Below are 26,640 nucleotides of genomic sequence, written 5' to 3'. Positions count from 1 at the left end.
GGTGTCGTCGTCCACCTGCTTGATGAGCGCCTTGAAGATCTGGTCCTCGGACATCGTCGAGATTTCTTTCGGGTAGAACGGCTGGGTATAGAATCCGCCGCCGGCCACGATCGGCACGCCGCATTTCATCGCAACCTGCCGCAGGAAACCGATGTCGCGCCCCATTTCGGCGTGTCCTGCGTCGACGATGCAGGCCACGCCTGCCGCTTTCACTTTCGCGACTTCGGCGGCCATGAGATCCACGTCGTGCAGGATGTCCGGCGGCGGAGTGAAGCTTCCCCGCCCCGATCCGCTGCCGCGGCCTGCGCCGCCTCCCCCTCCGCGCGCGGGAGCCGGCGGCAAACCATTCGCGGCCCGGACCGCAGCGCCGGCGGCGGAAAACTTCGCGTTGAAATCCCGGCCCAGTTGCATGTGCTCATGAAATAGCGTGGCGCCGCCCGCCAGCTCTTCCGGGGCATAGTCTTTGAGCAGCGTCCGGATGACGGAGCCCTTGGGAAAGGCAGGGCCCTGCGGTTGCGCGGAGAGTCCGCCCGGGAACGCCGCCGCTGCCGCGGAGATTCCCAGCACTTCGAGAGCCTGCCTTCTGTTCATAGGTTGCGAGAAGAGTTTCGACATAGTGCGTGTATTGTATCGCGATAGTGCAGGCGCTCAACGTTTGACCGGTTTTCCCCACAGCTCAAACGCCGAAACGGCGATCCAGCCACCGACCGGAGGAGCGGGTTGCTTTTCGACGGCAAGACCTTCAGTATGCGCGCCGCTTCCTGGAATCACATCGAAGTAGCCGACCTCATCCACTTTGCTCAGGTCCGGATTTTCGATCCAGCTTCCAAGAGTGACGCCACGCTCAGGATCGAGCTTCAGCCACCGGCATTCGCTGAACGAGACTTCATATTGGTGATAATCCGCAACCGAACCTTCAGCCTGGTCTCCAATCAAAAGTGTGCCATCCGCCAGTTTGATCAAGGGCCGCACCCGATGGAAACCCGACACGATCGTCGTGAATTTGATATTCGCCCTTCCGCGCAGATCGAATGTATTTATCCTGTCGCGAAGGGTGAAGCCACAGGGCTTCTCGCAGAGACCGAAAAACGTTCGGGGAAATTCCGCGCCCCGGCCAACAGCGACGACGATGTTCTTGCCATCGCCATAAAGGTGAAGCTCGACATCAGGAGTTGTGATCGAATTCTGGCCCAGGGGAAGCCGCTGGTCATTCTGCAGCGTCATTTTGAAAAGCAATTCGGGCGCTTGAGGAGGCTGAGCCGCACCCCGCCGCTGCGGGTATGCAGGACCTGCCGCCAGTAATAGGGACAACACTGCGATAACTCTGGTCTTCATGGTGCTTTGCCGGAGGATATTCGCACCCTTAACCGCGCGTTTCAACTGCTTCCTTTAAGAAGGCCATCTTTAGAGCATGTCCAGTGGCGTATCTGGCGCAGGAACCGGAAACTCGCTGTCGATGAGTTCCAGATCTTCGGCAGTCAGCTCCCATCCGGCGCCGCCCGCATTTTGCCGGACGTGCTCCACATTGCCGGCTTTCGGAATAGCGAACACGCTCTTGCGGCGGGTCAAGAAATCCAGCGCCACCTGGCGCGGGGCCTTTCCATGCCGCTGAGCGATGGCGTCGAGCGTTTTCGACGGGCGGAAATCGCCCTGGCCGAAGGGTGAATATCCGACCACGGCAATATTCTGCGACTCGCAGTACGGCACCAGACGGTTTTCGATTCCGCGGGACCGCAGGTGATAGAGCACCTGATTGCACACAATTTTTTCGCGACGAAGGGCCTTCTGCGCCTGCTTCAGCCGGCTGACATCCAGATTGCTCACGCCGATATGCCGGATCTTCCCGGCGGCAACAAGGTCCTCCATAGCCCGCATGGTTTCCTCGATCGGATGCGAGCCGCTCCACCAGTGCAGAAGATAGGCGTCAAGATATTCCGTCCTCAGCCGTTTCAAGCTCGCATCGCACGCGCGCAACGTACCTTTATATGAGGCGTTCGACGGCATGACTTTGCTGACCAGAAAGATGTCCTTCCGCCGGCCGTGAATGGCTTCCGCGATGATCTCCTCGGCTCCGGTGTACATCTCGGCCGTATCGATGTGCGTCATGCCGAGTTCGATCCCGGCGCGGAGCGCCTCCAGGGCGCCCTTTTTTATTTGCCAGGTGCCCTGCCCGATAATGGGAACGTTCACCTCGAGCGAACTGAATTCACGCGTTACCATAGATGGAGTTTCGCATGGTTTCAAGCGACCCTTTAACATACATGTAACGAGCTTTTCAGTTTTCCTGTTGATACATTGAATAGTTAAAAAAGGAGAAAAGTATGCCTACGAACGTGGATAACGGCCGTTTCGTCTGGTACGAGCATTTGACGAAGGATCCGGCAGCGGCCATCGCCTTCTACACGGATGTTGTCGGCTGGAAGACGCAGTCATTCGGCGAAGGTGGCCATTATTTCATGTGGGTTGCAGATCAGGGACCGCTCGGCGGTGTGATGAAGCTTCCGGAAGAATCGGTCAAAGCGGGTGTGCCTCCTCATTGGACGGCGCACGTCGCGGTCGAAAACGTCGATGCGACGGCTTCGTTGGTGAAAAAACTCGGAGGGAAGTTACGCACCGGACCGGAAGATGTTCCGGGCGTCGGCCGCTTCGCCGTGATCGAGGATCCTCAAGGCGCGTCGCTCTCGATTTTCACTCCGAGCACGCCGATGGCTGCTCACGACTCATCGAAAAAAGGCGAGTTCTGCTGGCACGAACTCATGTCGAGCGACGGCAACGCGGCATTCGATTTCTACTCGCAATTGTTCGGATGGAAGGTCGCCCAGGATATGGACATGGGAGCGACGGGCAACTATCGCGTCTTCGAAGTCGGTGGAAAGCAGCTCGGCGGTATGATGACGATACCCAAAGCCACGCCGATGCCTCCGATGTGGATCTTTTACGTGGAGACGCCCGACATTGACGCCGCAATTTCGCGCGCGACGAAGAAGAACGCCAAAGTCACGAACGGCCCGATGGAGGTGCCCGGCGGGGGGCGCATCGCTCAAATGATGGACCCGCAGGGAGCCGTATTTGCCCTGCATCAGTCGCCGCCAAAATAGAAACAGGTTCCAGGGACGCACCCCGGATGGCGTCCCTGGAATTCCTGCGACCAGTTATCGAATTGAATTCGCGGGTTATCATAGGTGCGTAAATCGCATGGAGTGCAATTACCTCATCAACCGGCAGCCGGTCTTCGGACAGCAACTGAACGTCGTAGGATACGAAGTCCGGACCTGTCCGATCGTGGAAAAAGGTTCGGACTCCGGTTCCGCAGACGCGGAGCGCGTATTGTTCACGATGTTTACCGAAACGATGCTGGACGACATCGTCGGAAACCATGACTGCTTCATGAATCTCACGGCCTCCGGGCTGGCCGCGAATCTGTGGAAGCTCGTGCCGCAAGAGCGGGTCGTGCTGGGTTTCTTCGATCCATTCGAGCCGTCAAGCGTGGTTGCCAATGGTCTGGTGTCGTGCGTTGCGCACGGATATCGCTTTGCCCTGTCCAGCGCTCTTTCGCCTGCAAGCCTCGAGTTCATCGGCAATCGGGCGTATGCAATCCGTATCGATGCGACGGCTCATCCGCCTGAGGAAATCGAGAGACGGGTTCAGGAGTTGCGCCGTTACAACGCGAAACTTCTGGCAGTGAATGTCGACACCTATGATGACCTCGAATTCTGCAAGAGCCTGAGTTTCGATTTTTATGCCGGCCGTTTCGTGTCCCGGTCCGGGAGTCACATGCGGGAGATTCCGGTCAACCGGCTCGCAATGTTGCGCGTCCTGGCAAAACTGCAGCAACCCGACATGGAAATGTCCGAGTTGGACAAAATCATCTCTCAGGATGTTTCGCTCACGTTCAAGCTGTTACGCTATGCGAATTCGGCGGCTGTCGGACTGCCACGGAAAGTATCGTCTACCGGCCACGCGGTGCGCTTGATTGGAATGGACATGCTTCGCAACTGGACCCGCATCCTGCTGCTATCCGCTGTCGAAGACAGACCGCGGGAATTGATGACGATTGCCCTGGTGCGCGCCCGAATGTGCGAACGCCTGTCGGCGTCGCTTAAAGACGCGCCCAAAGACTCCTTCTTTTCGGCCGGCCTGTTGTCGGTTCTCGATGCACTGCTCGATTGTCCGATGGAAAAAGCGCTGGCCGAGTTGCCGCTGGTCGATGAAGTCCGCGAAGCTCTGATCCACAAAGCCGGACAGATCGGACAGGCGCTGCGATGCACGATCGCGTACGAGCGGGCGGACTGGGACGAGGTTCAGTTCTACGGCCTGCCGCAGCTGCCGATCCGCGACATCTATATGGAAGCCATCTCGTGGGCGAAGCAGGTCACCAGCGGCCTGCTGTCGTGAACACGGTCATTAGTGCGAGTTCGTCATAATCGGGTTGTTTGGATTCGGAGTGAAGGTAGCCCCGTCACAGGCGTACAGCAAAATCATGTGAGGATTATTCACGCCTGCCGCAGTTGCCGGCGTCAGCACGACAGCGGAAACACCGGAAATCAGCGCGATCCTGTCGGATTCCCCGCTCCCTGTTCCCGCCGAGAGTTTTACATCTTGATTTAACGGGACGGTTATCGATGGCAGAGTTGCCGGCAACGTTCCGGCCACGACACGCAGGGCGACCAGCGTCCGGGTTATGATAAATGGCGATCCGTTCCCGCCGCTGACGCTGCCGACAAGCGCATATACCGCGTTGTGCCCTACGCCCAGGATCTGAAACGAGCCGGAGTACGAATATCCATTTACCGTTCTGCCGTCAGACGAAATCACCGAGACGTGTGTTGGCGTTGGGGTCGCCAGAGCGGAGGCAGGGGAAAAGCCAGTGAGCACGGAATCGAAAAGCAGTACGTTTCCACTCTGGTCTATGACGGAATTCGTGTTGCCAAGGCTGACAGAGATCGGCGAAACGGCAATCGGCGGCAATACCACGGTGCCACCGCCCCCGGCGCTCACCTGAGCGAACCCTGCACCTGCGGTTAAAATCATCACGAAAAGCAAACCCAGACGCCGCATAACCCCTCCCTGCTTGGACCGAACCGCATGGTACCGTGGAGACCGGCTGGACGCAAATAAATGAACAGTAAGAATTGAATAGTGAACTCGGCTATGATAGGCGGCACAGCACTGATGGTGCCAACACCGCTCCCATAACGGACAACACAGAACTTTCGGGGGATTCCGCCGAGCGCAGGACTGGTGTTAGCATATTCAGCACTGCTATCCATCACGTATCCGCATGAATTTTCGAGATATTAAAGTTCTGTATTGCCGCGAAGTGCGGTCGGCGCTGCGCGACCGCACCATCGTCACGAACAGCATCCTGCTCCCGATCTTCCTCTATCCGTTGATGATGTGGCTCGTTTATACGGGAATCACATTTATTTCGGGACAAAACGAAGAATTGCGCTCCCGGGTGATGCTGATCAACGTTCCGGCCGCACATCCCAGTCTCCTGAAGCAGTTCCAGGCGGATAAATCGATGGTTCTGGCGACCTCACGCGATCCGGTGCAGGATATCCGCAACGGCACGCTCGACGCCCTGGTCGAATTCCTGCCGGCGAAATCGAATCTGCCGGTCGATAACAACTTCGCGACCCGAATCACCTATGACGAGTCGCGCGACCAGAGCAACCGGGCCAGAAGCCGCATCGATCAGAAGCTCTCCCGCTACCGCGACAGCTATTTCGAAGCCCAGGCGGCGAAGTTCGGCCTGTCCCGCGAGCAGTTTCAGGATTTCTGGATCGACGACCAAAACGTCTCGAAAAACCGCGAGACCGGCGAATTCATTGCCATCCTGATGCCGATCTTTTTCATCATCATGCTTGCCGTCGGGGGAATGCACCCGGCGATCGATTCGACCGCCGGCGAACGCGAAAATTCGACCTGGGAAACAGTCATGACGTCGGCGACATCGCGGGCGAACGTTCTGGTGGCGAAATATCTTTATGTCGCGACGATGTCGTTCACGGCTGCATTTTTGAACCTCTTCGCAATGATATTTTCGATGGGCACGATCCTTGCCCCGCTGTTGCGCGGCGGCGCCGCCAAGTGGCGCGACATTCCGCTGCAATCGATTCCGGTCATTCTTGCCGGCGCCGTGCTCCTGGCGCTGTTTGTCGCCGCGGGCATGATGATCCTGGCGTCCTTCGCCGGCAACTACAAGGAAGGACAGTCGATGGTGGCGCCTTTCTACGTGGCGCTGATCATTCCGATCATGTTCCTCCAGACGCCGGGAATGGAATTCACGCGGCGCATCGCGTTCATTCCTGTCGCCAATGTGACCATGATGATCCGCGAGGCGATGCAGGGGATTTACCACTGGCGGATGATCGGGCTCACGCTGGCCGTCGAGGCGGCTTGCGTTCTCATCGCGCTGCGGGTTGCGATGGTCGTCCTCCAGCACGAGGATTTCGTGATGGGAAGTTACAGCGGGAACTTCGGCAAATTCGCAAAGGAACGGTTATTCAATAGATGAACTCACCGGTTACAGTCCGAAATCTCTCCAAGACCTTCTTCGACGAAGGCCGCGGTCAGGTCCGCGCTGTCGATTCGATCAGCTTTGAATGCCGCGAAGGTGAAGTATTTGGACTTCTCGGCGCGAACGGAGCCGGCAAAACAACCACGCTCCGCATGCTTTCAACCATCCTCTCACCCAGTTCCGGCAGTGCGACGCTGATGGGCCACGATGTCGTACGCAATCCGGAAGGCGTCCGTAAGAATCTTGGCTTCTATTCGGCAACCACTGCGCTTTATCCGCGCCTGACGGCGCGCGAGACGATCGACTTTTTCGCGAGGATCAACCAATATCCAGCCGATCGCGTTGACGAGCGCGTCGAATACCTGGTCCAGCGATTCGGCATCACGAAGTATGCGGACGCGCGCGTGGAAAAGCTGTCGTCGGGTATGAAACAGAAAGTCTCGATTGCGCGGACGGTCGCGCACAATCCGGCCATTCTGATTTTCGACGAACCGACCGTCGGCCTTGATGTGCTGAACGCGCTCGATGTCCAGGAGACGATCAGCGAGCTCCGATCGGAAGGCAAAACGATCATCTTCTCCACCCACATCATGAGCGAGGCCGAGCGCCTCTGCGACCGTATCGCGATCATTCACGGCGGACACATCCTGGCATCGGATACGCTTGCCGGCCTGCGCGAGGCGACCGGACAGCATTACCTTGAAGACATCTTTGTGCAGTATGTGAAGGCCGCCCAGGCAGCCGTATGAACTGGAGAGTCCTTCGCCTGCTCTACATCCACGAGCTGAAGATGCTCCTGCGGGCGCGGCGCACGGTGTTCATGGCCGTCGTGCTTCCGGCCATCATGATGCCGCTGATGTTGTACGCCCAGAAATACTCGCGCGACCGGCGCGAACGGACCCTCAATGCGGGGACATACCGGTACACCATTACCGGCCCTCTTGCCGGCCGTGTCCGGCAGGCCATCGCGGATGCCGGAACGACGCTCGCCCGTAACAAGGACGAGGACCTCAAACAGCAGTCTCAGTTCAATTTTCAGGAGCTCAAGACAATTGCCGATCCGCGGCGCAGCCTGGATAACGGCCAGATCCAGTTCTATATAGAAACATTCACCGGCGAAGAAGCCGACAAACTGTCCGCCGCAGCCGGAACTTCCTCTCGAACCACTTCGACTCCTCCCGCGGAACGGCGCCTCCAAGGCGTACCTCGTATCAACATCGTCTATCGGGAAGACCAGGACATTTCCGATAACGCGCATAGCCGCATGATGGTGCTCTTACGCCTGGCCCGGCGGTCGGATTCACAGCTCCTGCTGATGCAGCATGGATTTCCCGCAGATCCCTCCAAACTGTTCGACGTCGAGGACTCCAGCGTGGCGACGAGCAGGCAAGTCACGGGTTCGGTGGTCGGCCGCTTCATCACGCTGTTCCTCGTCATGATGATGTTCACCGGCGGCGCCGTCGCCGCGATGGACATCATTGCCGGCGAAAAGGAGCGCGGTACGCTCGAGACGCTTCTGACGACGGCCGCCGGGCGGGCCGATATTGCCGCGGCGAAACAGCTGGCAATCACTTCGGTGGCGCTGGTGATCACGCTGATCCAGGGACTGAATTTCTTCCTTTATATAAGGATGCGGTTGATTCCGCTGCCGAAAGACTTCGACCTGCAGCTTCCTACCGGAATGGCGCTGACGCTCTTGCTGCTTTTTGTTCCGCTGGCCGCGACGATTGCGTCGGTGCTGCTCATGATCTCGGCTTACGCGAAGACGTACAAGGAATCGCAGATGTACTTCTTCCCTGTTTACCTTCTCGGACTCATTCCGGCTCTGGCTTCCGTGATGCCCGGTATCTCGCTGCGATCGGCAATCGCGCTGGTGCCGGTTGCGAATGTCAGCGTCGCTGCGCGTGAAATTCTGATGGGACGGCCCGATCCGTTGATGATCGCGGTGACATTCGGGGTGATGGTCTTCACCGCGGGCTACCTGGTGATGGCCTCGGCCCGCCTGCTGGCGCGCGAAGACATCATCCTGCCTGCGCACACCGAACCCGCGGAATTCTTTGGCGGACCGGCGCTGTTTCAGCGGCGCGTTCTGCGATGGTTTGCCTTGATGTGGGTGGTGACCTTCGCGGTCGCGAGCAATGTTCCGGCGCTCGCGAGCTTTCAACGACAGCTTCTCTTCAATGAAGTCGTCGTGATGATCGGAGCTTCCCTTCTCATGATGCGGATGTATCACCTGAACGCGCGGGACGTCCTGTCGCTCAAGCCGGTAAAGCTGGTCATCTGGCTGGCGATCCTGTTCGCCATACCGGCGGGTTACATCACCGCTCTCGGTGTATTCCGCGTCATGAATACGATCATTCCGGCGCCCCAACAGTTGCTGGAGCGGTTCTCAGACGACATCATTCCGAAGGGCATGCCGTCCTGGGAACTGATTCTGTATGTGGCCGTGCTCCCGGCAATTTGTGAAGAACTCGCTTTTCGCGGCATCCTGCTCAGCGGACTGCGCCGCAAATTCCGTCCTGCCGCGCTGATTGTGGCGGTCGGCCTGGTTTTCGGATTGTTCCACATGACGCTCTATCGAATCGCGCCAACCGCTGCCTTGGGCATGGTCCTGACGGCGATCGCATTGATGACCGGTTCGGTGTTTCCCGGAATGCTCCTGCACGCCGGGAACAACGCCCTCGGCGTCCTCGCCGGAAACTGGTTCTCCATCGACGCCCTTCACTGGCCGCACTACATGGCCGCGGGAGTGATCTTCGCTTTATCGCTGTGGATCATTTATCGGAACCGCACTCCGTTGCTTACAGGGTGAAGGGAAAAGGAACACAAACCAACTTGGTAGACAGCCGCAGCACCGACCACCATTTTTCAATGAGTTATGGACCAACGCCGGTGGTCACAAGCGTGCTACTATCATGGCCATCATGATTAGTCGACACATCACGCTGTCAACTCAACAAGGAATGGTAACGGAGTTGGAATTGATGGGCCAAGGATTTGGCCCCGGTGAACAATACATTCTGCGCTATCACCAGACCGCGCCGAACTCCACGGACCGGCTGGAAATGGTTATTCCGGAGGCGCCTTCGGCGCCTTGGTCCGGTTTTCGGTATCGTAATAACGAAATATCCGTCCTGATGGTGCGCCAGGGACCGGCGGCCGCCAAAGCATAGTCCGGCGCTCAAGCCAATCGAAAACAACGCCCCGCGGTTCCTGATGAATCGCGGGGCGTTTTCTTTTATTCTGAAGTGCTAACCTATCGTGGACGAAGAACTGGAGGAATTGCATGGCGTCGGAAGGCTTACACGAAGCATCTGAAGAACTTACCCCACTGACACGCGACCTGCATCGCGCCATAACCAGCCTGATGGAGGAACTCGAAGCTATCGATTGGTATCAGCAGCGCGTCGATGCGACAAGCGATGAAGCGCTGAAGACCATACTTGCTCATAACCGCGACGAGGAAAAGGAACACGCATCGATGGTGCTCGAATGGATCCGCCGGCATGATCCGGCATTCGACACGCACCTGAAAAAGTACCTGTTCACTACAGAACCGATAACAGAACGAACCGGGGCCTCTGAAGCCACGGCGGCAGGAGGAAAACGATGGAATGGTTAAGGCGCAACGCGGCTCCCCTGTCTCAAAAAGTCTGGAAGGAAATTGACGACACTGCCCTGTCGATGTTCAAACAGACAGTCGTCACCCGGCGCATCGTCGACTTCGACGGGCCTCGCGGCTGGAATCACGTCGCCACGCAATTGGGCACATTCAAAAGTGCTCCCGCTCCGAAGATCGCCGGAAAGGTACGCCTGTCTATTCCGGATGCGATGTTGCTGACCGAGTTGCGCGCCGATTTCACTGTTTCCTGGGCGGATATCGACATCTTCGAGCGCGTCGGACCGGCACTCGAATCGAAGTCGATCGAGGAAGCTGCACGCGACGTCGCTCTGACCGAGGATGCGCTCATTCTGTACGGCTCCGGCGGAATGCCCGGACTGTTGGGCTGGAAGGACACGCCGCGAGTGACCATGTCGGACTGGTCGCAACCCGGACGTCTGGTCGCCGATCTCCTGTCGGCGGTCGAAAAACTCGATACTTTGACAGTCAAAGGGCCCTACGAAGTCGTGCTGTCGCCGCACCATTACTACTCCTACCTCAGACAGACCGGCGAAGGCGGCGTCTATCCCGCAGCAAAACAGCTCGGAATCGTCATCGCGAAGGTTTACAGTTCGCCCGCCGTCGAGGGAGCCGCTCTGTTTTCAACCCGGGGCGGCGATTTCATGATTACCGTGGGTGGCGATTTCACTGTCGGCTACCGCGCGCACGACGACAAGTCCGTCCACCTGTTCGCGGTTGAAACCATTGCCGCACAGATGCTGACGCCAGAGGCGGTCTGTGTGATCGCCTAGTGGAGTGGCTTTGCCCAAAGGAACGGGAGCGGAACACAAGAGGCACATAAAAGAGCACAAAAAGCACAAGAAGTGGGCTCGCGATCTTTTGTGCTTCTTGTGTTCTGTTTTGTGCTTTTTGTGCTCCTTCCCCTTTCGTTGGGCAAAGCCGCTAATTTCCCCGGTTTCATTCTTGAGTCACTGCGGCCGCAGGACGAAGTTGCCGGCAGCGCCGCAGGATGCGGTGCAGGGCGGGGGCGGGACGTACGTGTCTTTGATCTTTTTCCGGTACTCCGGATAGAGTGTGTCGCGATATCCGAGTACGGCCTCTCGCGGAAGGTGATAAAGCTTTATGAATTCGTCGACGAACGGATTCTGCTCCGGCGAGAAGTGAGGGACGCTATCGCCGGGTTCGTGACCTTCGTAGCCTGTCACGCACTCGGAACGGTAATCGAGCGGCGTTCGCGACATCCGAAAGCTCTTCGAGACGATTTCCGGCTCGACGAGATACACCGGATCGGTCGCTACCATCAGGACGGTCAGGATGTCACCATGGCGGAAGAAGCGCCAGTCGATGGTGGCCTCGTCGGTCAACGGCACGCCTGTCTTCCGGATGAAACCCGCCTTGACGCGCGTGGTCCGGGCTGCAAGTGCGCCGGCCTCCCAATGACCCGCCGTGAAGCCTGCGAACGTATGAAGCGCGTTTTCGGAGGGCTGTAGGCGGCCATCCATCCAGATGACCATCTCGCTCCAGTCTTCCCACGCGCCGATGGTGTACGAAACGATACGGTTGTTCACGGGATCGGTCTGGCTCGTCACGCGAAGGCCAAATGGACCGAGCACCAGGTAAGCCGCTCCCCAACCGGCGCATTGCCGCTCGATCATCGATTTCTGCGACTCGTCGTAAGAGAGCGCCCGGGTGCGGGCCTCGTCGGTCAGTGCGAGCCCTAGATAGTCCACCGGCAACGAGTCGTTCTGGACGTCTTCGGTCGCCAGGGGCGCCCATGAACCCGCGAAATCGAACTGCGCCGGCGCCTCGCGCGCCGCCAGAACGACAAACAGGAGCGGGACGATCGCGCGCCGGATTACCAGGTGGATGAGCATGGCGTTGGATCCCATTTGGAGCCGTCTGTCTCCTTTTTGAAATGTGGACTCACGATATAAGGACCGGTCAGATATCCCGGATCTTCAACAACGGTCGTCACAAGCAGAAGCTTGCCGCCATCCGGCAGCGACGCGACGTCGAAATTCTCTGTCACGGTCGTACGCTCGCTGTACGGCACGCCATTTTTTCGGAGGTAGCCGGGGCGCAGATTCGTTGTGACGACGCGCAGGCTGCCGCCGCCATCGGGTCCTGCCGCGCGTTCCCATGCCGCGATCGATGTACCCTGCCAGCCCGGCGGTCCAGGGGACGTTGCCGCAGAGGGATTCTGCGTGAAATGAAAGAGGCGCGTCTGAGTGCCCGCGTCGGTGTCGATGCGCAGTGTGTCGGGATCCTGCCAGGTAATGTGCAATCGCCCGGGCACGCTCATGATATTCCCCGCTCCATAGGACTTGCATTGGTTGCCGGCCCGCTCGTCGGCGGCCGGATCCCAGGCGTTGATGATCGGCAGTGCAGCGGGCGAGGCCGGAATACGCCGATACTCACCCTTGGCGGGGGTGACCATGCGGTAGCGCCAATTCTCGGTCACATAGGAGACCCAGTAGCCGGTGAGGTCGATCGGCGCGGACTGCTGCGCCGGCCTTGCCGCTCCGCCGCCGCGCTGTTGCGCGCGCGCTGTTGCCGGCGGGGCGAGCGCGATGAGCGTCATTCCCAGGAGCACCAACCAGGTTCTCATGACTTCTCCTTCACGAGACTGCGATATACCGCTTCGACGAAGCGATCTGTCGTCCAGTCGCCTCCCGCGTTGCCGTAGCGTCCCATGTATCCCTTTGCCGGCTGCGCCGCCTGGACCTCGGCAAGCGACCGTCCCGCCTTCAAGAGATCGCGAACCCGATCCCGGATAATGGTCACCATGTCGCGATACTCGACCACGTCATACTGCTCGCACAGCCGGCCGTGGCCGGGAACGACGATCGTGCCACCCTCGTGCGATACCAGCGGCACCGACGGCACAGCCAGTTCGACGATCCGATTGAGCGCCGCGATCTCGCCCTGGATGCTGCCGCCGCGGTCGACATCGATCACGGGGAAGTGCCGCGTGTCGAGCACGTCGCCGGCAACGACGATATCGGACCGTCTGAAGAATACGATGGCGTCGCTATCGGTGTGCGCTGCAGGCTGGCGCAGGACTTCAACTGCCTCGCCGTTCAGATACATGTATTGCCGCGCATACTGAAAAACGTCTGTCGGCTGTGCTCCGGCCGGAAACCCGGTCATGCGCCGGAGAATATTCTCGACAGCAACTATCGGAGCGAAAGAGTCCGCTGCGCCACCGCCCAGAGTGCTGGAGGCGAAAAACTTTTCTCCAGCCTTCGACAGCCCTTCGTTGCCGCCGACATGATCTGCATCAGGCCCCGTATCGATGATGTAGCGGATGGGCTTCGCCGAAATCTTCCTGATCGCCGCCGACACATCCGGCACGGCGGCCACCGATCCGGGATCCACCACCACGACGCCGTCCTCGCCCACCTGCACACCGACGTTGCCGCCTGCCCCGGCGATCATGAAAAAAGACGGACGAACCTGAAGAGTTTCGAGGTTGCTGGATTGCACCGCCGCCGCGCGATGGGATACGAGGAGTACTGCACAGATCGCGATCAAGTTACGAATCGAGAAGTCTCTCATTTTGTTGCGTTGGCCTGTATTATCGTCAACCGCCCCGGAGGAAACAAGATTTAGGGACGCATGGCCGGAAATAGAAAAGCGGAAACGTTACCGCTGAGGTCTTCGGAGAGATGGGTTTGGAAGCACTTGTCCGCCGCGAGGCCGCCAATCGGCTGGCGGCTATGGGTGGCTCCGATCCGGCCGGTCTCCTGGATCAGGAGCCGGTAACCTATTTCGATGGCTTCGCGCGTTGTATCTCAGGCGCGCTTACAGCGGATTTTGGAAGCGGGATGCCCAGTGCATCCATTGTCTCCGCGTCGAGCTGGCCCGTCGCGGGCATATTGTTCACTTCCTGAAATACGGCGATGACTCCCTCCAGGTAGGCTTTGTCCATTTCAGTGTCCTGACTGAAAACCGGCACGATGCCTCGCTCGAGCAATTCGATTTGAACGCTCTCAACCTGTTCATGATTCAGCATCGGGAGCAACGATTGCTGTGCGCAATCCGAGCTGCACTCTTGTGCCGCCGCGAATGGAGCGACGAGCAAGATACCTGAAAGCGCCATGATGACGAATGATGCTCTGCTCATATCCCTCCTCCTTATTTTGACCCTTTTGAATTTCAGTTGCACACCGCCTGCCGTGTTCTTTAGTTGTTGATAAGAATGGAGTGAGCTCACCACGAGAAGGCAAAACGGACAGCCCGCTGCCGCCGTTTTTTCCTCTGACAGAACCGGCCCACGCCCGCCCTTGTGCCTTTGTGCTTCTTGTGTTCCACTGAATTCGTGAACTTCCATCCCATCGTCCAGGAATGGTTCGAGCGATCTTTTTCGGGACCGACTGAAGCGCAGCAACTCGCATGGAAGGAGATTGGTAGCGGTGGCGATGTCCTCATCTCCGCGCCCACCGGTTCCGGCAAAACGCTCGCCGCGTTCCTCTCCTGCCTGGATCGCCTCGTCCGGGCCGGGCTCGACGGCTCGCTTGAAGACGAAACCGAAGTCGTCTACGTCTCGCCGCTGAAAGCCCTCAGCAACGACATCCAGAAGAACCTGGAACGGCCTCTCGCCGAAATCGCAAAGCTCGCCGGCGAGAAAGGCCTGCTGATGCCGCCGATCCGCGCCGCCGTGCGGACGGGCGACACGCCGATGTGGGAACGCCAGCAGATGATCAAGCGGCCGCCCCACATTCTGGTCACGACGCCCGAGTCGCTCTTTATTCTCCTGACGGCCGAACGCAGCCGCGAGTTTCTCAAAACCGCGCGAACCATCATCATCGATGAAATCCACGCGCTGGCCGACGACAAGCGCGGCGCGCATCTCTCGCTGTCCCTCGTCCGTCTGGATGATCTTGTGGCGAAGGCCGGCGGCAGCAAACCGCAGCGCATCGGATTGTCCGCGACGGTCCGGCCCATTGAAGAGGTCGCGAAGTTTGTCGTGCCCGACAAACCCGTCCGCATCATCGATAGCGGACACCGCAGAAAGATGGATCTTGCCGTCGAGGTGCCGAAAGACGAACTCGGCGCCGTCGCCAGTAATGAGATGTGGGGTGAGATTTACGACCGCCTTGCTGAACTCATCCTTGAGCACCGCACGACCCTGATCTTCGTGAACACGCGCCGGCACGCCGAACGCGTCTCGCATCATCTCGCGGAGCGCATGGGCGAAAGCGCGGTTCTCGCTCATCACGGCAGTCTCTCACGGCAACTTCGGCTCGAAGCGGAACAAAAACTGAAGAACGGCGAACTGCGCGCGGTCGTCGCCACGGCATCGCTCGAATTGGGCATCGATATCGGGTCCGTGGATCTGGTCTGCCAGATCGGCTCGCCGCGATCGATCGCCGTCGCGCTTCAGCGCATCGGCCGATCGGGACACCGCGTTGATCCACTGAGCATTCCGAAAGGGCGCCTGTTCGCGACAACGCGCGACGAGCTGGTCGAATGCGCGGCACTGGTCCATGCCATCCGCGCCGGCGATCTCGATGCCTTGGAGATCCCGTCGTGGCCGCTCGACGTTCTGGCCCAGCAGATTGTCTCGGCCGCGGCCTGCGAAGGCTGGAATGAAGACGACCTTTATAGACTCATCCAGCAGGCCTATCCGTATCGCGATCTGCCGCGCGACGACTTCAACGACATCATCGAGATGCTCTCCGAAGGCATCGCCACGCAGCGCGGCCGCAGCGGCGCTTACCTCCATCGCGATCAGATCAACAATATGGTTCGTGGCCGCCGCGGCGCCCGGCTTGCGGCCATCACTTCGGGCGGTGCGATTCCCGAAAACGCAAATTACTACGTGGTCGCCGAGCCGGAGGAAACGATCGTCGGCACGCTGGACGAGGACTTTGCGGTCGAGAGCCTGGCCGGCGATGTCTTCCTTCTGGGTACGACTTCTTGGCGCATCCGGCGGGTCGAATCGGGCCGCGTCCGTGTCGAGGACGCGCATGGGGCAGCGCCTTCGATTCCTTTCTGGCGCGGAGAAGCGCCCGGCCGCACGGTTGAGCTCTCCGAAGAGGTTGCGAATATCCGGGAACAGATCGTGCAGCAAGCCGAGCCTGTCGAATGGCTGATCGAACACTGCGCGCTCGACCGGCGCGGCGCCGAACAGGCCGCTTTGTATGTCCGGGCGGGCGCCGCCGCATTGGGCGCCATACCGACACAGCAGACCGTCATTGCCGAACGATTTTTCGATGAAGGCGGCGGCATGCAGCTCGTGATTCATGCGCCTTTCGGCGCGCGGATCAATCGGGCCTGGGGTCTTTCGCTGCGGAAGCGATTCTGCCGGACGTTCAACTTCGAGCTTCAAGCGGCGGCGACCGACAACGGCATCGTGATCTCGCTCGGCGAGCAGCACAGCTTTCCGCTGGAACTTGTCTTCAATTTCCTGAACGTCAACACGGTCGAAGACATCCTGACGCAGGCTCTGCTCGACTCGCCTATGTTCACCGCGCGGTGGCGCTGGAATGCGTCGCGCGCCCTCGCGATCCTGCGATTCTCGCACGGCCGGAAGGTGCCGCCGCCGATTCAGCGGATGCGGTCCGACGATCTTCTGGCGGCGGTTTTTCCCGATCAGGCCGCCTGCGGCGAAAACCTGGTCGGACCGGACATCGGGATTCCGGACCATCCTCTCGTCAAGGAGACAATTCGAGACTGCCTCCATGAAGCGATGGATATCGATGGCCTCAAGGCGCTGCTCGACGCGATTGGAGCCGGCGACGTCCGGACCGTCGCCATCGATACTGCCGAACCGTCGCCGCTCTCGCACGAGATTCTGAACGCGAATCCGTATGCCTACCTCGACGACGCGCCGCTCGAAGAACGGCGCGCGCGCGCCGTGCAGATGCGGCGGACATTGGGCAGCGACGCCGGCGACATCGGAGCGCTCGATCCCGCAGCGATTGAAGAAGTCTTCAGCGAATCGTGGCCCGTCGTGCGCGATGCCGACGAACTCCACGATGCCCTGCTGACGTTGATGGCTCTGCCGCCCGTCCCGGAATGGCAGGCCTTGTTCGACGCACTCGGCAAGATGCGCCGCGTCCACATCATCGAACGCGGCGGCCGCCCATTCTGGATTGCCGCCGAACGCGCCGGCACAGTCGAATCCGAGGAAGGCATTCTTGCGGCGGTTCGTGGCTGGATGGAATCCACCGGCCCCATGACCGTCACCGCTCTGGCCGGCCGGCTGGCGTTGCCGCGCGGCGTCGTCCAATCCGCAATGGCAAAACTCGAAGCTTCCGGCCAGGTTCTGCGCGGCCGCTTCACTCCCGATTCCAAGCTGCCGGACAGCGAGATCGAATGGTGCAACCGCCGCCTGCTCGCGCGCATTCACCGGATGACGCTCGGAAAGCTGCGCAAGGAAATCGAGCCCGTCACATCCGCCGACTTCATGCGCTTCCTCTTTACCTGGCAGCATGTCGCACCAGGAACGCAGCTTCACGGAGTCGACGGCACGCTTCAGGTTCTCAAACAGCTTCAGGGATATGAGATTTCAGCCGCCGCATGGGAGTCGGAAGTCCTGCGCCGACGGATCGCGCGGTATACGCCGGACTTGCTGGACCGGCTGTGTCTGTCCGGCGAGGTCATGTGGGGCCGTCTTTCGCCGCATCCGTCGCTCGTCCTTTCGGGAGACTCGGGAGCGCATCCATCACCGGCGAAACGCGTCCGGCCGACGCGTGTCGCTCCGGTCGCCATCTTCCTGCGTGAAGATGCGCCGTGGCTGCTCGAATCGTCGGCGCTTGCGGACGGCATTTCGGACTCCGGTCGCCAGGTCTTCGAAGCGTTGAAACAGCGCGGCGCATCGTTCCTTCCGGAGCTCGCAAAAACGACAGGTTTACTGACCAGCCAGGTGGAGGATGCCTTGTGGGAGTTGGCGGCCGGCGGTCTTGTCACGGCGGACGGTTTTGAAAACCTTCGAGCGCTGGTGGATCCGAAACGCAGACGCGGCGAAGGCAGTTCGCGTCTCAAGATGCCGCGTCATGCCGCGGGCCGCTGGGCGCTGCTGGAACATCCGGAGCCCGCGTCGTCTTCGGATGAGCGCGCCGAAGCGTTTGCCCGCCAGATTCTTTTGCGCTGGGGTCTGATCTTCCGCGATCTGATTGCCCGCGAAACTCTGGCGCCGGCCTGGCGCGATCTGCTGGTTGCGCTGCGCCGTATGGAAGCGCGAGGCGAAATCCGGGGCGGGAGGTTCGTTTCCGGTTTTCTCGGCGAACAGTTTGCGCGCGGGGAGGCCGTCGATCTGCTGCGCTCGATACGGCGAATGCCCGCCGACACGGCGTTGAAGATTCCGGCGGCCGATCCGCTGAATCTCGCGGGTATCGTTCTGCCGGGATCGCGCATCAGCCCGCTCGCCTCGCAAATGGTGGAATTGTTGAAGCCGTCTGCGGGCCCTGTCGAGATTGCACTTTAACCCATATGAACCGGATGATATTGCGTGTCACCGACTCGTTGGTGTTGCGGCAGATCGCCGAGGACGACGCGTACGAATTGACCAGGCTGATCGACCGCAATCGCGCCTATCTCAAACAGTGGCTTCCCTGGCTCGACAACAGCACCACGCTTCACGACACGGCGCGATTCATCGGACGCTCGCTCGAACAGGCATGGGACGACAACGGCCTGACCTTTGGCATTGTGTGCGGCGGGTCGCTCGCCGGCGTGCTCGGCCAGCATTACCTCGACTTGCTGAACCGGAAGACGGAGCTGGGATATTGGCTGGACCAGAAGCATCAGGGGAAAGGCGTCATCACACGTTCCGTCGCTCACCTGACGGGCTACTCCTTCGACGAACAGAATTGCCACCGTCTCGTCATTCATTGCGCCGTCGGCAATGTGAAGAGCCGGGCTGTCCCGGAGCGCCTCGGGTTCGTCCAGGAGGGTATCCTGCGCCAGGCCGAATGGCTTTACGACCACTATGTCGACCTGGCGCTCTACTCGATGCTGAAGACGAACTGGGTTACGCCGCGTGACTCCCAGCTTTGAGCCGCAGTTGATTCTGGACGTCGCGGACACCCCAGACACAATAGACTTCGTCCTCGGTAAGGCGTTTGATCTGCCGGTCATCCACAGTGCCACTCAATGTGACTTCGCCGTCATGACATGTGACATGAACGTCCGTCGCATCGATGTGCGGATGATGCATCAGCCGCCAGACGACGTCTTCCACAATTCGGTCATCCGGCCGTTGATAACTGCGCGGCCCGCGGCCCGAATGCTGTCCCGGAGCATCGCCGGGATGCATCCAATCCACCGGTCCGCCCAGACCGCCAAAGTACTCTCCGCCGAACGTCGGCCGGTAATCCGTTTCATGCCACTGGGGTTGATCTTCATCCGGTAACTTCCACCGCCACGGTCGAACCATAAGACCTCCCGCAGAGTGCGTGCACGCGTCATGCCTTATTTTGTGGTACCTTATTTTTGTCCGCTCGGCCCCATCGTCTAGCGGCTAGGACGCGGCCCTCTCAAGGCCAAAACACGGGTTCGATTCCCGTTGGGGCTATTCCAATAACATCCAGTCAAGTCCTGTCTCGAAAAAAGGTTTTGAAGGCCATCGAATTGGCAAAACTTCCCGCGGGCAAGCATTTCGACGGCGGCGAACTCTTTATGAACGTTACACCCTCCGGCTCGCGATCGTGGATTCTCCGTAGCGATTGTGCAGCCCGCCGACTTCGGTAGGACGATGATCCTGCCAACCGATTGGATAGAGCGCGACTCGGGTGGCAACGTCAAGCGCTGTAGTATTCATGGGTCTGGTCTTCCGTCACTTTGATTGTATTTCCAAGCACGCCTTCTATTTTCGCGATTCAGGTTGCGTGTTTTCTTCAGGCGAATGCAGCCATTGGCATGAAATTGCCGAGCACCTCCGGATCGGACCGGACAGGTCCCGCGAAGCCTGGCACGTTGGGACAAGTTCACTGGACATCGCCAAGCCGTCCACTCGATGGGAAGCACCCATTTTCAACAGGTCGCCCCCAGAAAACCATCGCGGCTTGCAAACACAAGTAGTGAATGATAAAACCTCTGGGAAGATCCCCAGGTGGATCTGATTTGATCGTTTTGGTTTTGACAGCGACGGCACCGTAACGATCAGCCGCCGGATACTAGCACACTTGATGCTCGTACCGGCTCGACACACACGCCGAATCCTCAACGAGGCTCAAATGTAACACCGCCACCGGAGTCGGCAGACGAAAACGCCCACGCGGAAGAGCGCCCATCGTCACCAATAGTCCGAAATGGATAGGGAAAGCGTGCAATGGAAGACTGCTTGAGAAGCCGGGTACGCGCTGTCGTTTTTTGTGCAGTATTTACCTTGGCCGCATGTGGGGGGCCTGGTGATTACACCACTCCTGTCTCAAAATTCCGAGACTCCAGCGCTGTCGTTATCGAAACAACGAAGGTCTACTTGACGGAGTTGAACAAGACGGAGCGGGACCACTATCTCTTTCGACAGGCAGCGACTCAACAACAGATCAAATTGGATGACCTTGTAAAGGCCCAGGTTTTCTCCAGCGACGGGATTCGGGCCCGAATTAAAGCGCTTTCCGTGCTTTCAGACTACACTGAGCTGTTATACACCCTCGCTACAAATCAAGCGCCGACGACGGTTAAAGGTAAAGCATCGGATCTTCAAACCGCAGTGACTAATCTCTCCGATGAGGTTGCCACACTCAGCGGAACGGACACCGGTGCTTTTCAGGGCGTCGCAAACAAGGCGTTTCCGGTTATTGGTAAAGTCCTCGAGATCTTTGTGACTAAGAAAATTGAAGAAGGAATCAAAACAGCGGCAGAGCAGGGGGTACGACCCGTCAACGACCTTATTGAAGCCCTGAAAGTGGATATCACCGTCGCTTACGAGCGGAAGCGGCAAGATTATAGCGAACGCCGTACCGCTGCGATTGACGCATATAACGAGGAATTTTCAAAGGGTGATAAGTCAGATCCCGGCAAGCTGCGCGACTATGCCAACGCGATTGGTGATACTGAAGACCGTATCGAAGCATTTCTGACCGCCGATCCGGGCGAAGGCCTGGATGCCATGAAAAAAGCCAATGAGGCGCTAGAAAAGTTTGCGAGACAATCGAAGCCGACGGTTCATGACTTGGCAAGTTTTGTCGACGCCATGGAAGCGTTCGGTAATGCCGCGAAACGGGCGGCCGATTCTCTTCAAAAAGTGAAAGGCACCTAGAGCCTATGACCAAAATTGAACTCTTGCGTTTAATCGGCGATGTACTAACGGAACTGGACGTCCAAATCGGCAGTTTGCTTCCCAGTGACCCTAAACATCGGCAGCTTCAACAATTGCGGTTCGCACTCGATGATCGTCAGCGTAAACTCGCCGGTCAGCTATTCAGTGACAATACACCCGCATTTCAAACAGCAGCCGATCAAATCCAGCGGACTAATGATGAGCTGAAGCAAACGATCGCCGACATAAACCGAATTCAACAAACAATAGACACTGTTACGCGTCTCATCGGCTCCGTGACGAATCTCGCAACGGCAGTCGGCGCCGTCGTTTAGGCACAAGCGATGGATAAGGCACTGTCCAGTCCTTACTGGCCTGACTAAACACTTTGGGAGATTACACTATGGCAACGGGAAAGATTCTTATCAACCTCTATGACAGCACGCGCCAACTCGTCCCTGCTGGAACAGAGGTACTACTGACGCTCACTGACGGAAATAAACGGACGATCTACCGGAACAATGTCAAAGGCCCCACGATCAATATTCCTGATGTTACGGTCTACGACAACTTTGGAGACCAGTATACGGTACTGATCTCGCGAGATAATGTGCTCGATACCGGCTTCTTTCCCGTCGACGTATCTGCAAATCTCGTGCGTACAGTCTCGCTGATGATTCTGCCCGAGAAAGCCGAGTTTAATTTTTCACAATTTAACGATCTGCTTGTACTCGCACCGCAGCTGTACGAGCTGTTGTCGCAGGGTGCGGACGATGCCGCGTCCGCTCAAAGAAGGTATGAAGATTTAAAGGAGGTCGAGGATGGCAAGGACCTCGCCTGCCTTCTTAATATCCTAACGGCATGTCGCGACATCCCGTTGCCGCAAGGAACAGTACTGCAGTATTTTCGCCAGCTTGTATGGAATAACGCGACATATCCCATGAAGCAGGACCGGTTTTATGTATGGGCTGATCCGACTCTCGTAACACAAGTCCGCACCGCGGACAATCAGGGCAGCTTTGCTGAAGAACCGAATCCCGGCCTTCTCCATCCCGGCGCGACCACAAGTTACAAGCAGATTCAATTTGGCGAAGCGAATGTACAACTCACATTCCACGAAAAGGAACCATCGCCGGCTGGAACGAATTGGGTCCTCGTTGAACCGGATATCGACTACTTCAAAGACATGGTCGCCCATACCGTATTGGAAGTTATCCCGGGATTCTTTGGTCTAACCGATCCGAAGATCGTCTATCTGTTGCGGTGGATGGCGGGCCGTCAAGGGCACGCACCTGAGTTCAATCCGCCGTACACGGTTCGGCCAGCGGCCGGTTAGTTTAGGAGCATCTCAGCCAGCATTGTAATTTGAAGAAGGGACCGAAGCTTCGGTGAATTGAGTTCTGATGAATACTGTCGGCATCTGCGCGCTGGTAATCTTGTTGTTTCCTCGTCCTACGCGCGCGCCTTCCGGAGTTCGGCGATCTTCCGGGTTACCGCGTGGAGCGCCGATGGCGCGAATCGTTCGAGAAACACCGCAACCTTGCCGTGACCAGTGATGATCTCTTCGTCCTTGCCGCGTGCCACGGCGTTCAGAATCTGCCGGGCTGCTTTAGCTGCAGGCATCACGAACAACTGTGGCGGCGGGTTCGGATTCCTGTCGCGAGGTTTTCCCTGATTATCAACGCGGCCGAAGTTGCTGGCCACCCAGCCGGGACTGATCAGTGTCACCTTGATGCCGAGCGGCCGCAGTTCCGGAGCGATCGAACTCGCCAGGCTTCGCAAAGCAAACTTGCTCATGCCGTAGGCTGAGGCGCCCGGCATCGGCATCCAGCCGGCGATGCTGCCGATAATGACGAGATTGCCCTTCGTCTTCTCGATCTCCGGAAGGGAGGCATAGATGGTTCGCAAAACCCCGAACACGTTCGTCTCGAACTGGCGGCGGTAATCACCGAGAGAAAGCTCTTTCAATGGACCGGATACTCCAAAACCGGCATTCGCCACCGCCACATCCAGCTTCCCGAACTCGCGAACAGTCTCCGCGACGGCACGTTCCAGGTCCCCGTCTCTTGTTACATCACATTCGACTATCAGCGGCCGGCGCTTTCCCGACTCTTCGATTCGCCGCGCGAGTCCCCCCAGCAATGGAGTCCGCCGCGCCGACAGCGTCACCACGGCGCCCGCCTGAGCCAGCTGCCAGGCGAGTTCCTCGCCTATGCCGGACGAGGCGCCTGTCACGAGAGCCGCTTTCCCTTGGAAGAACGATCCGATTCCATCCATACCTCGATCTTCGCCGATCGTCTTCGAAAAGTGGATATAAGAAGCACAAGAGACACAAGAGTTACAAAACGGATCCCGTTCTTGTGCGTGATGTCCTTCTTGTGGTTGTTTCCCCCTCCCCGGTCTCTTCGGCGTGGGTGGGCCGGTAGGCGCGCAGAACGTCGGCAAGTTCGATGACGCCCTGAATCCGCATATTGTTCGTGCGGCTCACGACCGGAATCATGGTCCACTCCTGCGTATAACCAAGCGCGACGTCGAGGTCCTGGTCGGGATAGAGATAGGGCACGGCGCGGTCCGGCAGCACCGCATCGAGCGGCTGTCCGGCTTTGCCGTCACTGGTGAGTTCTTCCAGTTCTTCGGAGGTCACGACGGACCATTTCCGCTCATCGAGGATAACGAGGAATTTACCGCCGGGTTCGGTTCCCGCAATCGCGCGGGCCCACGCCACGGTCTGTTTCCCGTCGAATGGGCTGACCGCGGGTTCGCGCATGGCGTCTTCGACAAGCAGCGACTCGTGTTCCCGCTCTTCTTCGAGAGCCGGAAGGTAGAGGCCGTCCTGCCGCGTGAGAACTTCGAGGACCGGGACTTTCTGCAACTGCCGCGAGATCAGGTATGACAGCATATTGGCGACCAGCACCGGGAGAATGATCGAATAATCGCCGCTCACTTCGAGCGCCATGAACACCGACGTGATCGGAGCCCGCAGGAAACCCGCAAATAAAACTCCCATGCCGACCAGCGCGTAAGTTCCGACCGAGCCCGTCAAATTCGGGAAAAGCAATCGCTCGACAGTGCCGACAGATCCCCCCAGCATTGCGCCGATGAAAAGCGTCGGCGCGAACATGCCGCCTGGCGTTCCGCTGACGTAGGAGACCGTGGTCGCAACGATTTTGAGTCCGGCGAGGATCGCCAGCACCTGCCATGTGAATTGGCCGTGCATTGCCTGATCCATGAAGTCGTAGCCGGCGCCCATGACCTGCGGAAACCCGGCCGCCGCAATGCAGCCGAGCAGAAGTCCGGCAATCGCGGGTTGAAAAAACTGCGCTTTCAGCGGAAACGCTTTCATTCTCGGACGAAGCCATTCAATAGCCTGCGAGAACGCGACGGATGCCAAGCCTCCGAGGATACCCAGGACCGCGTATGCCAGCAGCTCCTGCCAGCGCGAAACACTTGTCGGCGGAATGCGGAACAGAGGCTCCGTTCCGAGGAACGCGCGCATGACCACAACGCTGGACACGGCTGACAACACCACGGCTCCGAGGATTCCCGCGCTCCAGTGGCCGATGACTTCTTCGATAACAAACAGCACGGCGGAAATCGGAGCGTTGAACGCCGCTGCCAGACCCGCAGCGGCGCCGACCGGAGCCAGCAGGCGAAGCTTCTTGCGGGAAAGCTTCAGATTTTGTCCGAAAGCGGAGGCCAGCCCGGCGCCGATCTGCAATGACGGATCTTCCGGCCCGAGCGAATGACCGGAACCGATCGCCAGCGTCGCGGTGATGAATTTACCGATGACCGTTCGAAACGGGATATACCCATCCGAAACGTAAAGAGCGGCCTTCGTCTGGTTCAATCCGCTGCCGCGCGCGCCGCCGAACACAGTGAAAACGAGACCGGCGATCACCAACCCGGTCAGCGAAGGCGCAAGAAACGCGCGCGTCAGCGTCGGCGTAATCGACGAGCCGAGCAAAAAGAGGTGGGTCCACTCCATCGTGACACGAAAGCAGACGACCGCCATGCCCGCAATGATTCCGATGAAAATCGCGAGGACGAGAAAAAAGCGTTCTTCGTTATAGGAAAGCTGTGCGCCCAGGCGCCGAAGCAGATCTTCGGATGTGCTCATTGATCTTTAGGCCGCGCCTGGGCGATGGTGAGCAATGCCATGTCGGGGCCCGCAGGCGGCGGACCGCAGAGGGTACTTGTCTGCTGTTCGATCGAAAATGTGAGTTCCATGGCTTCCTGGGAGAGGTCCGCGTCGTTCCGCAACTTCAGCTCCTGCACCATCGGGGCCAGCATCATCCATTTTTCCGAGAACTCACCAAGCCCTATCGACGACGGATTCGCCGGAGCAGCTTGAAGCTGCATCATGCAGGCATTGAGACGATCCCCTGCGATCTGAAAACCGCGAACGATACGCTGCGCTTTTTCCCACGAAGGGATGCGGCTCTCGAGCGGATTCAGCGACAGAATGGCATTAATCGTGGCCAGAAGATCGCGCGCGAACTGATTTTCCGGACCGAAGCGCAGCGAGCTGTCGAGAAAGGATTTTGCATCCCGATACCGGCCCAGCCGGAACGCGGCTTCGCCGGCTCCCCGGAGCGTGGCAGGATTCTTCGGATCCCGCAACAGCGCGGAGCGAAACTCGGTGAGAGCGCGCGCGTTGTCGTTGACGCGCAGAAACAGTCCGGCGACGCGCGCATGCGTATTCGGATCCTCGGGAATATTTGCGGACAGGACCGTAAGCTCGGAGTCCGCCGCGCCGTAATTATTCTGCCGCAGATAGAAGTCGATCATCTCGAAGAGCGCTGCACGCCGGTTTTCAGCAGCATCGCTTTCCCAGATACCGAAAATCGCGCCGTTGAAATAGCGTTCGGCTTCTTCCCTGGTTCCGTTCTGCACGGCGAGACGGGCAAGCTGCAAGTTGACGGAACCGTCGTCGGGGTTCGTCTGCCAGAGCGTCTGGTAATAGGCGCGCGCCTCGGCTGTGCGATTCGCGGCAGTGAGAGCTCTTGCAAGTTCAAGCCGGTAGTCCCAGTTTGCCGGAGCATAGCTGAGCGCGGTCTGAAATCCCTCCACCGCGGAGTTCGCACTCCCGCTGCGCAGCTCCGCCAAAGCCGAATCGAACCACTGCTGCCCCAACTCGGTACGGCGGCGATCATAAGCCTGCGTGTAAGCATGCGTCACGGCGAACAATATCGACGCAAGTATGATCAAAATAATGATGAGTAAAGGCTCACGGAGCCTCAGGTTCTTCGGAAGTCGGATCATCGATGACAGCGCGGTCCCCCC

The 26,640-nt window shown here is 58.8% G+C and carries 26 protein-coding genes and 1 tRNA gene; 14 read left to right on the top strand and 13 right to left on the bottom strand.

All coding sequences use genetic code 11. The features are described 5' to 3' along the window. The 3 genes from VGK48_27380 to VGK48_27370 all read right to left on the bottom strand — a co-directional run. The coding region (locus VGK48_27380) for a hypothetical protein (protein HEY2384914.1) at positions 1-591 on the bottom strand (591 nt) is incomplete at its 3' end. 57 nt (positions 592-648) lie between these two features. Continuing rightward, the gene (locus VGK48_27375) at positions 649-1,335 is read right to left on the bottom strand and encodes a hypothetical protein (GenBank protein ID HEY2384913.1); all 687 of its coding nucleotides are present in this window, start codon (positions 1,333-1,335) and stop codon (positions 649-651) included. Positions 1,336-1,404: 69 nt separating this feature from the next. Further along, positions 1,405-2,220 carry an aldo/keto reductase gene (locus VGK48_27370; GenBank protein HEY2384912.1) on the bottom strand — a complete coding sequence of 272 codons (816 nt, stop codon included), beginning with the start codon at positions 2,218-2,220 and terminating at the stop codon, positions 1,405-1,407. A gap of 101 nt (positions 2,221-2,321) precedes the next feature. Here VGK48_27370 and VGK48_27365 point away from each other — a divergent pair, with 101 nt between their 5' ends. Together VGK48_27365 and VGK48_27360 are read left to right on the top strand one after the other, a co-directional pair. After that, entirely contained in the window at positions 2,322-3,098 is a 777-nt protein-coding gene (locus VGK48_27365) for a VOC family protein (protein ID HEY2384911.1), read from the top strand. 97 nt (positions 3,099-3,195) lie between these two features. Further along, positions 3,196-4,395 carry an HDOD domain-containing protein gene (locus VGK48_27360; protein HEY2384910.1) on the top strand — a complete coding sequence of 400 codons (1,200 nt, stop codon included), beginning with the start codon at positions 3,196-3,198 and terminating at the stop codon, positions 4,393-4,395. A 9-nt stretch (positions 4,396-4,404) separates the two neighbouring features. Here the strand turns inward: VGK48_27360 and VGK48_27355 are convergent, their stop codons facing one another. Beyond that, complete coding sequence (locus VGK48_27355) at positions 4,405-5,058, bottom strand: hypothetical protein (protein ID HEY2384909.1); 654 nt, start codon at positions 5,056-5,058, stop codon at positions 4,405-4,407. Positions 5,059-5,281: 223 nt separating this feature from the next. On the opposite strand from VGK48_27355, the gene VGK48_27350 reads away from it, so the two are divergent. From VGK48_27350 to VGK48_27325, 6 genes are all read left to right on the top strand, one after another. Then, complete coding sequence (locus VGK48_27350) at positions 5,282-6,520, top strand: ABC transporter permease (GenBank protein HEY2384908.1); 1,239 nt, start codon at positions 5,282-5,284, stop codon at positions 6,518-6,520. Beyond that, complete coding sequence (locus VGK48_27345; GenBank protein ID HEY2384907.1) at positions 6,517-7,272, top strand: ABC transporter ATP-binding protein; 756 nt, start codon at positions 6,517-6,519, stop codon at positions 7,270-7,272. Before VGK48_27350 ends, VGK48_27345 begins: the two co-directional genes overlap by 4 nt. Continuing rightward, on the top strand, positions 7,269-9,335 hold the full coding sequence (locus VGK48_27340; protein ID HEY2384906.1) for an ABC transporter permease: 2,067 nt from the start codon (positions 7,269-7,271) through the stop codon (positions 9,333-9,335). Before VGK48_27345 ends, VGK48_27340 begins: the two co-directional genes overlap by 4 nt. Before the next feature lie 112 nt (positions 9,336-9,447). Further along, positions 9,448-9,696, top strand: coding sequence for a hypothetical protein (locus VGK48_27335; GenBank protein HEY2384905.1), 249 nt, complete (start codon positions 9,448-9,450; stop codon positions 9,694-9,696). 113 nt (positions 9,697-9,809) lie between these two features. Then, complete coding sequence (locus VGK48_27330) at positions 9,810-10,145, top strand: ferritin-like domain-containing protein (GenBank protein ID HEY2384904.1); 336 nt, start codon at positions 9,810-9,812, stop codon at positions 10,143-10,145. Beyond that, the gene (locus tag VGK48_27325; GenBank protein HEY2384903.1) at positions 10,133-10,936 is read left to right on the top strand and encodes a family 1 encapsulin nanocompartment shell protein; all 804 of its coding nucleotides are present in this window, start codon (positions 10,133-10,135) and stop codon (positions 10,934-10,936) included. Before VGK48_27330 ends, VGK48_27325 begins: the two co-directional genes overlap by 13 nt. A gap of 177 nt (positions 10,937-11,113) precedes the next feature. Here the strand turns inward: VGK48_27325 and VGK48_27320 are convergent, their stop codons facing one another. The 4 genes from VGK48_27320 to VGK48_27305 all read right to left on the bottom strand — a co-directional run bounded on the left by VGK48_27320 (position 11,114) and on the right by VGK48_27305 (position 14,271). Next, the gene (locus tag VGK48_27320) at positions 11,114-12,034 is read right to left on the bottom strand and encodes a hypothetical protein (GenBank protein ID HEY2384902.1); all 921 of its coding nucleotides are present in this window, start codon (positions 12,032-12,034) and stop codon (positions 11,114-11,116) included. Continuing rightward, positions 12,001-12,753, bottom strand: a complete 753-nt coding sequence (locus VGK48_27315) for a hypothetical protein (GenBank protein HEY2384901.1) — start codon at positions 12,751-12,753, stop codon at positions 12,001-12,003. Before VGK48_27315 ends, VGK48_27320 begins: the two co-directional genes overlap by 34 nt. Continuing rightward, positions 12,750-13,703 carry an MBL fold metallo-hydrolase gene (locus tag VGK48_27310; GenBank protein ID HEY2384900.1) on the bottom strand — a complete coding sequence of 318 codons (954 nt, stop codon included), beginning with the start codon at positions 13,701-13,703 and terminating at the stop codon, positions 12,750-12,752. The genes VGK48_27315 and VGK48_27310 overlap by 4 nt, the downstream gene beginning before the upstream one ends. Positions 13,704-13,911: 208 nt before the next feature. Then, positions 13,912-14,271: a peptidoglycan-binding domain-containing protein gene (locus VGK48_27305; GenBank protein ID HEY2384899.1), complete on the bottom strand. Its 360-nt coding sequence runs from the start codon at positions 14,269-14,271 to the stop codon at positions 13,912-13,914. Positions 14,272-14,466: 195 nt separating this feature from the next. Here VGK48_27305 and VGK48_27300 point away from each other — a divergent pair, with 195 nt between their 5' ends. Together VGK48_27300 and VGK48_27295 are read left to right on the top strand one after the other, a co-directional pair. Next, a complete protein-coding gene (locus VGK48_27300; GenBank protein ID HEY2384898.1) occupies positions 14,467-18,579 on the top strand; it encodes a DEAD/DEAH box helicase in 4,113 nt (1,370 codons plus the stop codon). Between the two features lie 5 nt (positions 18,580-18,584). Next, positions 18,585-19,151, top strand: coding sequence for a GNAT family protein (locus VGK48_27295; GenBank protein ID HEY2384897.1), 567 nt, complete (start codon positions 18,585-18,587; stop codon positions 19,149-19,151). Here VGK48_27295 and VGK48_27290 read toward each other — a convergent pair. Beyond that, the gene (locus VGK48_27290) at positions 19,126-19,530 is read right to left on the bottom strand and encodes a BON domain-containing protein (protein HEY2384896.1); all 405 of its coding nucleotides are present in this window, start codon (positions 19,528-19,530) and stop codon (positions 19,126-19,128) included. The two genes, VGK48_27295 and VGK48_27290, sit on opposite strands and share 26 nt — an antisense overlap. Before the next feature lie 66 nt (positions 19,531-19,596). Between VGK48_27290 and VGK48_27285 the strand changes: the two genes are divergently transcribed. Further along, positions 19,597-19,668: transfer RNA gene (locus tag VGK48_27285), tRNA-Glu, on the top strand. A 111-nt stretch (positions 19,669-19,779) separates the two neighbouring features. On the opposite strand, the gene VGK48_27280 is transcribed toward VGK48_27285, so the two are convergent. Beyond that, positions 19,780-19,914: a hypothetical protein gene (locus VGK48_27280; GenBank protein ID HEY2384895.1), complete on the bottom strand. Its 135-nt coding sequence runs from the start codon at positions 19,912-19,914 to the stop codon at positions 19,780-19,782. Between the two features lie 669 nt (positions 19,915-20,583). Between VGK48_27280 and VGK48_27275 the strand changes: the two genes are divergently transcribed. The 3 genes from VGK48_27275 (at position 20,584) to VGK48_27265 (ending at position 22,693) form a co-directional block, all read left to right on the top strand. Beyond that, positions 20,584-21,357, top strand: coding sequence for a hypothetical protein (locus VGK48_27275; protein ID HEY2384894.1), 774 nt, complete (start codon positions 20,584-20,586; stop codon positions 21,355-21,357). A gap of 5 nt (positions 21,358-21,362) precedes the next feature. Then, a complete protein-coding gene (locus tag VGK48_27270) occupies positions 21,363-21,692 on the top strand; it encodes a hypothetical protein (protein ID HEY2384893.1) in 330 nt (109 codons plus the stop codon). Between the two features lie 68 nt (positions 21,693-21,760). Beyond that, positions 21,761-22,693 (top strand): hypothetical protein, encoded by a 933-nt coding sequence (locus VGK48_27265; protein HEY2384892.1) that lies wholly within the window; start codon positions 21,761-21,763, stop codon positions 22,691-22,693. A 116-nt stretch (positions 22,694-22,809) separates the two neighbouring features. Here VGK48_27265 and VGK48_27260 read toward each other — a convergent pair whose 3' ends face one another. The 3 genes from VGK48_27260 to VGK48_27250 form a co-directional block, all read right to left on the bottom strand. Further along, complete coding sequence (locus VGK48_27260; protein HEY2384891.1) at positions 22,810-23,634, bottom strand: SDR family NAD(P)-dependent oxidoreductase; 825 nt, start codon at positions 23,632-23,634, stop codon at positions 22,810-22,812. A 61-nt stretch (positions 23,635-23,695) separates the two neighbouring features. After that, a complete protein-coding gene (locus tag VGK48_27255) occupies positions 23,696-25,474 on the bottom strand; it encodes a chloride channel protein (GenBank protein HEY2384890.1) in 1,779 nt (592 codons plus the stop codon). Beyond that, positions 25,471-26,619: a tetratricopeptide repeat protein gene (locus VGK48_27250; protein HEY2384889.1), complete on the bottom strand. Its 1,149-nt coding sequence runs from the start codon at positions 26,617-26,619 to the stop codon at positions 25,471-25,473. Before VGK48_27250 ends, VGK48_27255 begins: the two co-directional genes overlap by 4 nt. Positions 26,620-26,640 lie beyond the last annotated feature (21 nt).

It is taken from the genome of Terriglobia bacterium (assembly GCA_036496425.1).
In the GTDB taxonomy this organism is placed as follows: Bacteria; Acidobacteriota; Terriglobia; order 20CM-2-55-15; family 20CM-2-55-15; genus 20CM-2-55-15.
The sequence above is the reverse complement of the archived record's forward strand: the minus strand, read 5'-3'. Positions and strand labels throughout refer to the sequence as shown.

Bases quoted from the DNA above. Each gene is read 5' to 3' on its own strand.
- VGK48_27375 (HEY2384913.1), bottom strand. From the start codon at position 1,335: ATGAAGACCAGAGTTATCGCAGTGTTGTCCCTATTACTGGCGGCAGGT.
- VGK48_27370 (HEY2384912.1), bottom strand. From the start codon at position 2,220: ATGGTAACGCGTGAATTCAGTTCGCTCGAGGTGAACGTTCCCATTATC.
- VGK48_27365 (HEY2384911.1), top strand. From the start codon at position 2,322: ATGCCTACGAACGTGGATAACGGCCGTTTCGTCTGGTACGAGCATTTG.
- VGK48_27360 (HEY2384910.1), top strand. From the start codon at position 3,196: ATGGAGTGCAATTACCTCATCAACCGGCAGCCGGTCTTCGGACAGCAA.
- VGK48_27355 (HEY2384909.1), bottom strand. From the start codon at position 5,058: ATGCGGCGTCTGGGTTTGCTTTTCGTGATGATTTTAACCGCAGGTGCA.
- VGK48_27350 (HEY2384908.1), top strand. From the start codon at position 5,282: ATGAATTTTCGAGATATTAAAGTTCTGTATTGCCGCGAAGTGCGGTCG.
- VGK48_27345 (HEY2384907.1), top strand. From the start codon at position 6,517: ATGAACTCACCGGTTACAGTCCGAAATCTCTCCAAGACCTTCTTCGAC.
- VGK48_27340 (HEY2384906.1), top strand. From the start codon at position 7,269: ATGAACTGGAGAGTCCTTCGCCTGCTCTACATCCACGAGCTGAAGATG.
- VGK48_27335 (HEY2384905.1), top strand. From the start codon at position 9,448: ATGATTAGTCGACACATCACGCTGTCAACTCAACAAGGAATGGTAACG.
- VGK48_27330 (HEY2384904.1), top strand. From the start codon at position 9,810: ATGGCGTCGGAAGGCTTACACGAAGCATCTGAAGAACTTACCCCACTG.
- VGK48_27325 (HEY2384903.1), top strand. From the start codon at position 10,133: ATGGAATGGTTAAGGCGCAACGCGGCTCCCCTGTCTCAAAAAGTCTGG.
- VGK48_27320 (HEY2384902.1), bottom strand. From the start codon at position 12,034: ATGGGATCCAACGCCATGCTCATCCACCTGGTAATCCGGCGCGCGATC.
- VGK48_27315 (HEY2384901.1), bottom strand. From the start codon at position 12,753: ATGAGAACCTGGTTGGTGCTCCTGGGAATGACGCTCATCGCGCTCGCC.
- VGK48_27310 (HEY2384900.1), bottom strand. From the start codon at position 13,703: ATGAGAGACTTCTCGATTCGTAACTTGATCGCGATCTGTGCAGTACTC.
- VGK48_27305 (HEY2384899.1), bottom strand. From the start codon at position 14,271: ATGAGCAGAGCATCATTCGTCATCATGGCGCTTTCAGGTATCTTGCTC.
- VGK48_27295 (HEY2384897.1), top strand. From the start codon at position 18,585: ATGAACCGGATGATATTGCGTGTCACCGACTCGTTGGTGTTGCGGCAG.
- VGK48_27290 (HEY2384896.1), bottom strand. From the start codon at position 19,530: ATGGTTCGACCGTGGCGGTGGAAGTTACCGGATGAAGATCAACCCCAG.
- VGK48_27280 (HEY2384895.1), bottom strand. From the start codon at position 19,914: ATGAATACTACAGCGCTTGACGTTGCCACCCGAGTCGCGCTCTATCCA.
- VGK48_27270 (HEY2384893.1), top strand. From the start codon at position 21,363: ATGACCAAAATTGAACTCTTGCGTTTAATCGGCGATGTACTAACGGAA.
- VGK48_27265 (HEY2384892.1), top strand. From the start codon at position 21,761: ATGGCAACGGGAAAGATTCTTATCAACCTCTATGACAGCACGCGCCAA.
- VGK48_27260 (HEY2384891.1), bottom strand. From the start codon at position 23,634: ATGGATGGAATCGGATCGTTCTTCCAAGGGAAAGCGGCTCTCGTGACA.
- VGK48_27255 (HEY2384890.1), bottom strand. From the start codon at position 25,474: ATGAGCACATCCGAAGATCTGCTTCGGCGCCTGGGCGCACAGCTTTCC.
- VGK48_27250 (HEY2384889.1), bottom strand. From the start codon at position 26,619: ATGATCCGACTTCCGAAGAACCTGAGGCTCCGTGAGCCTTTACTCATC.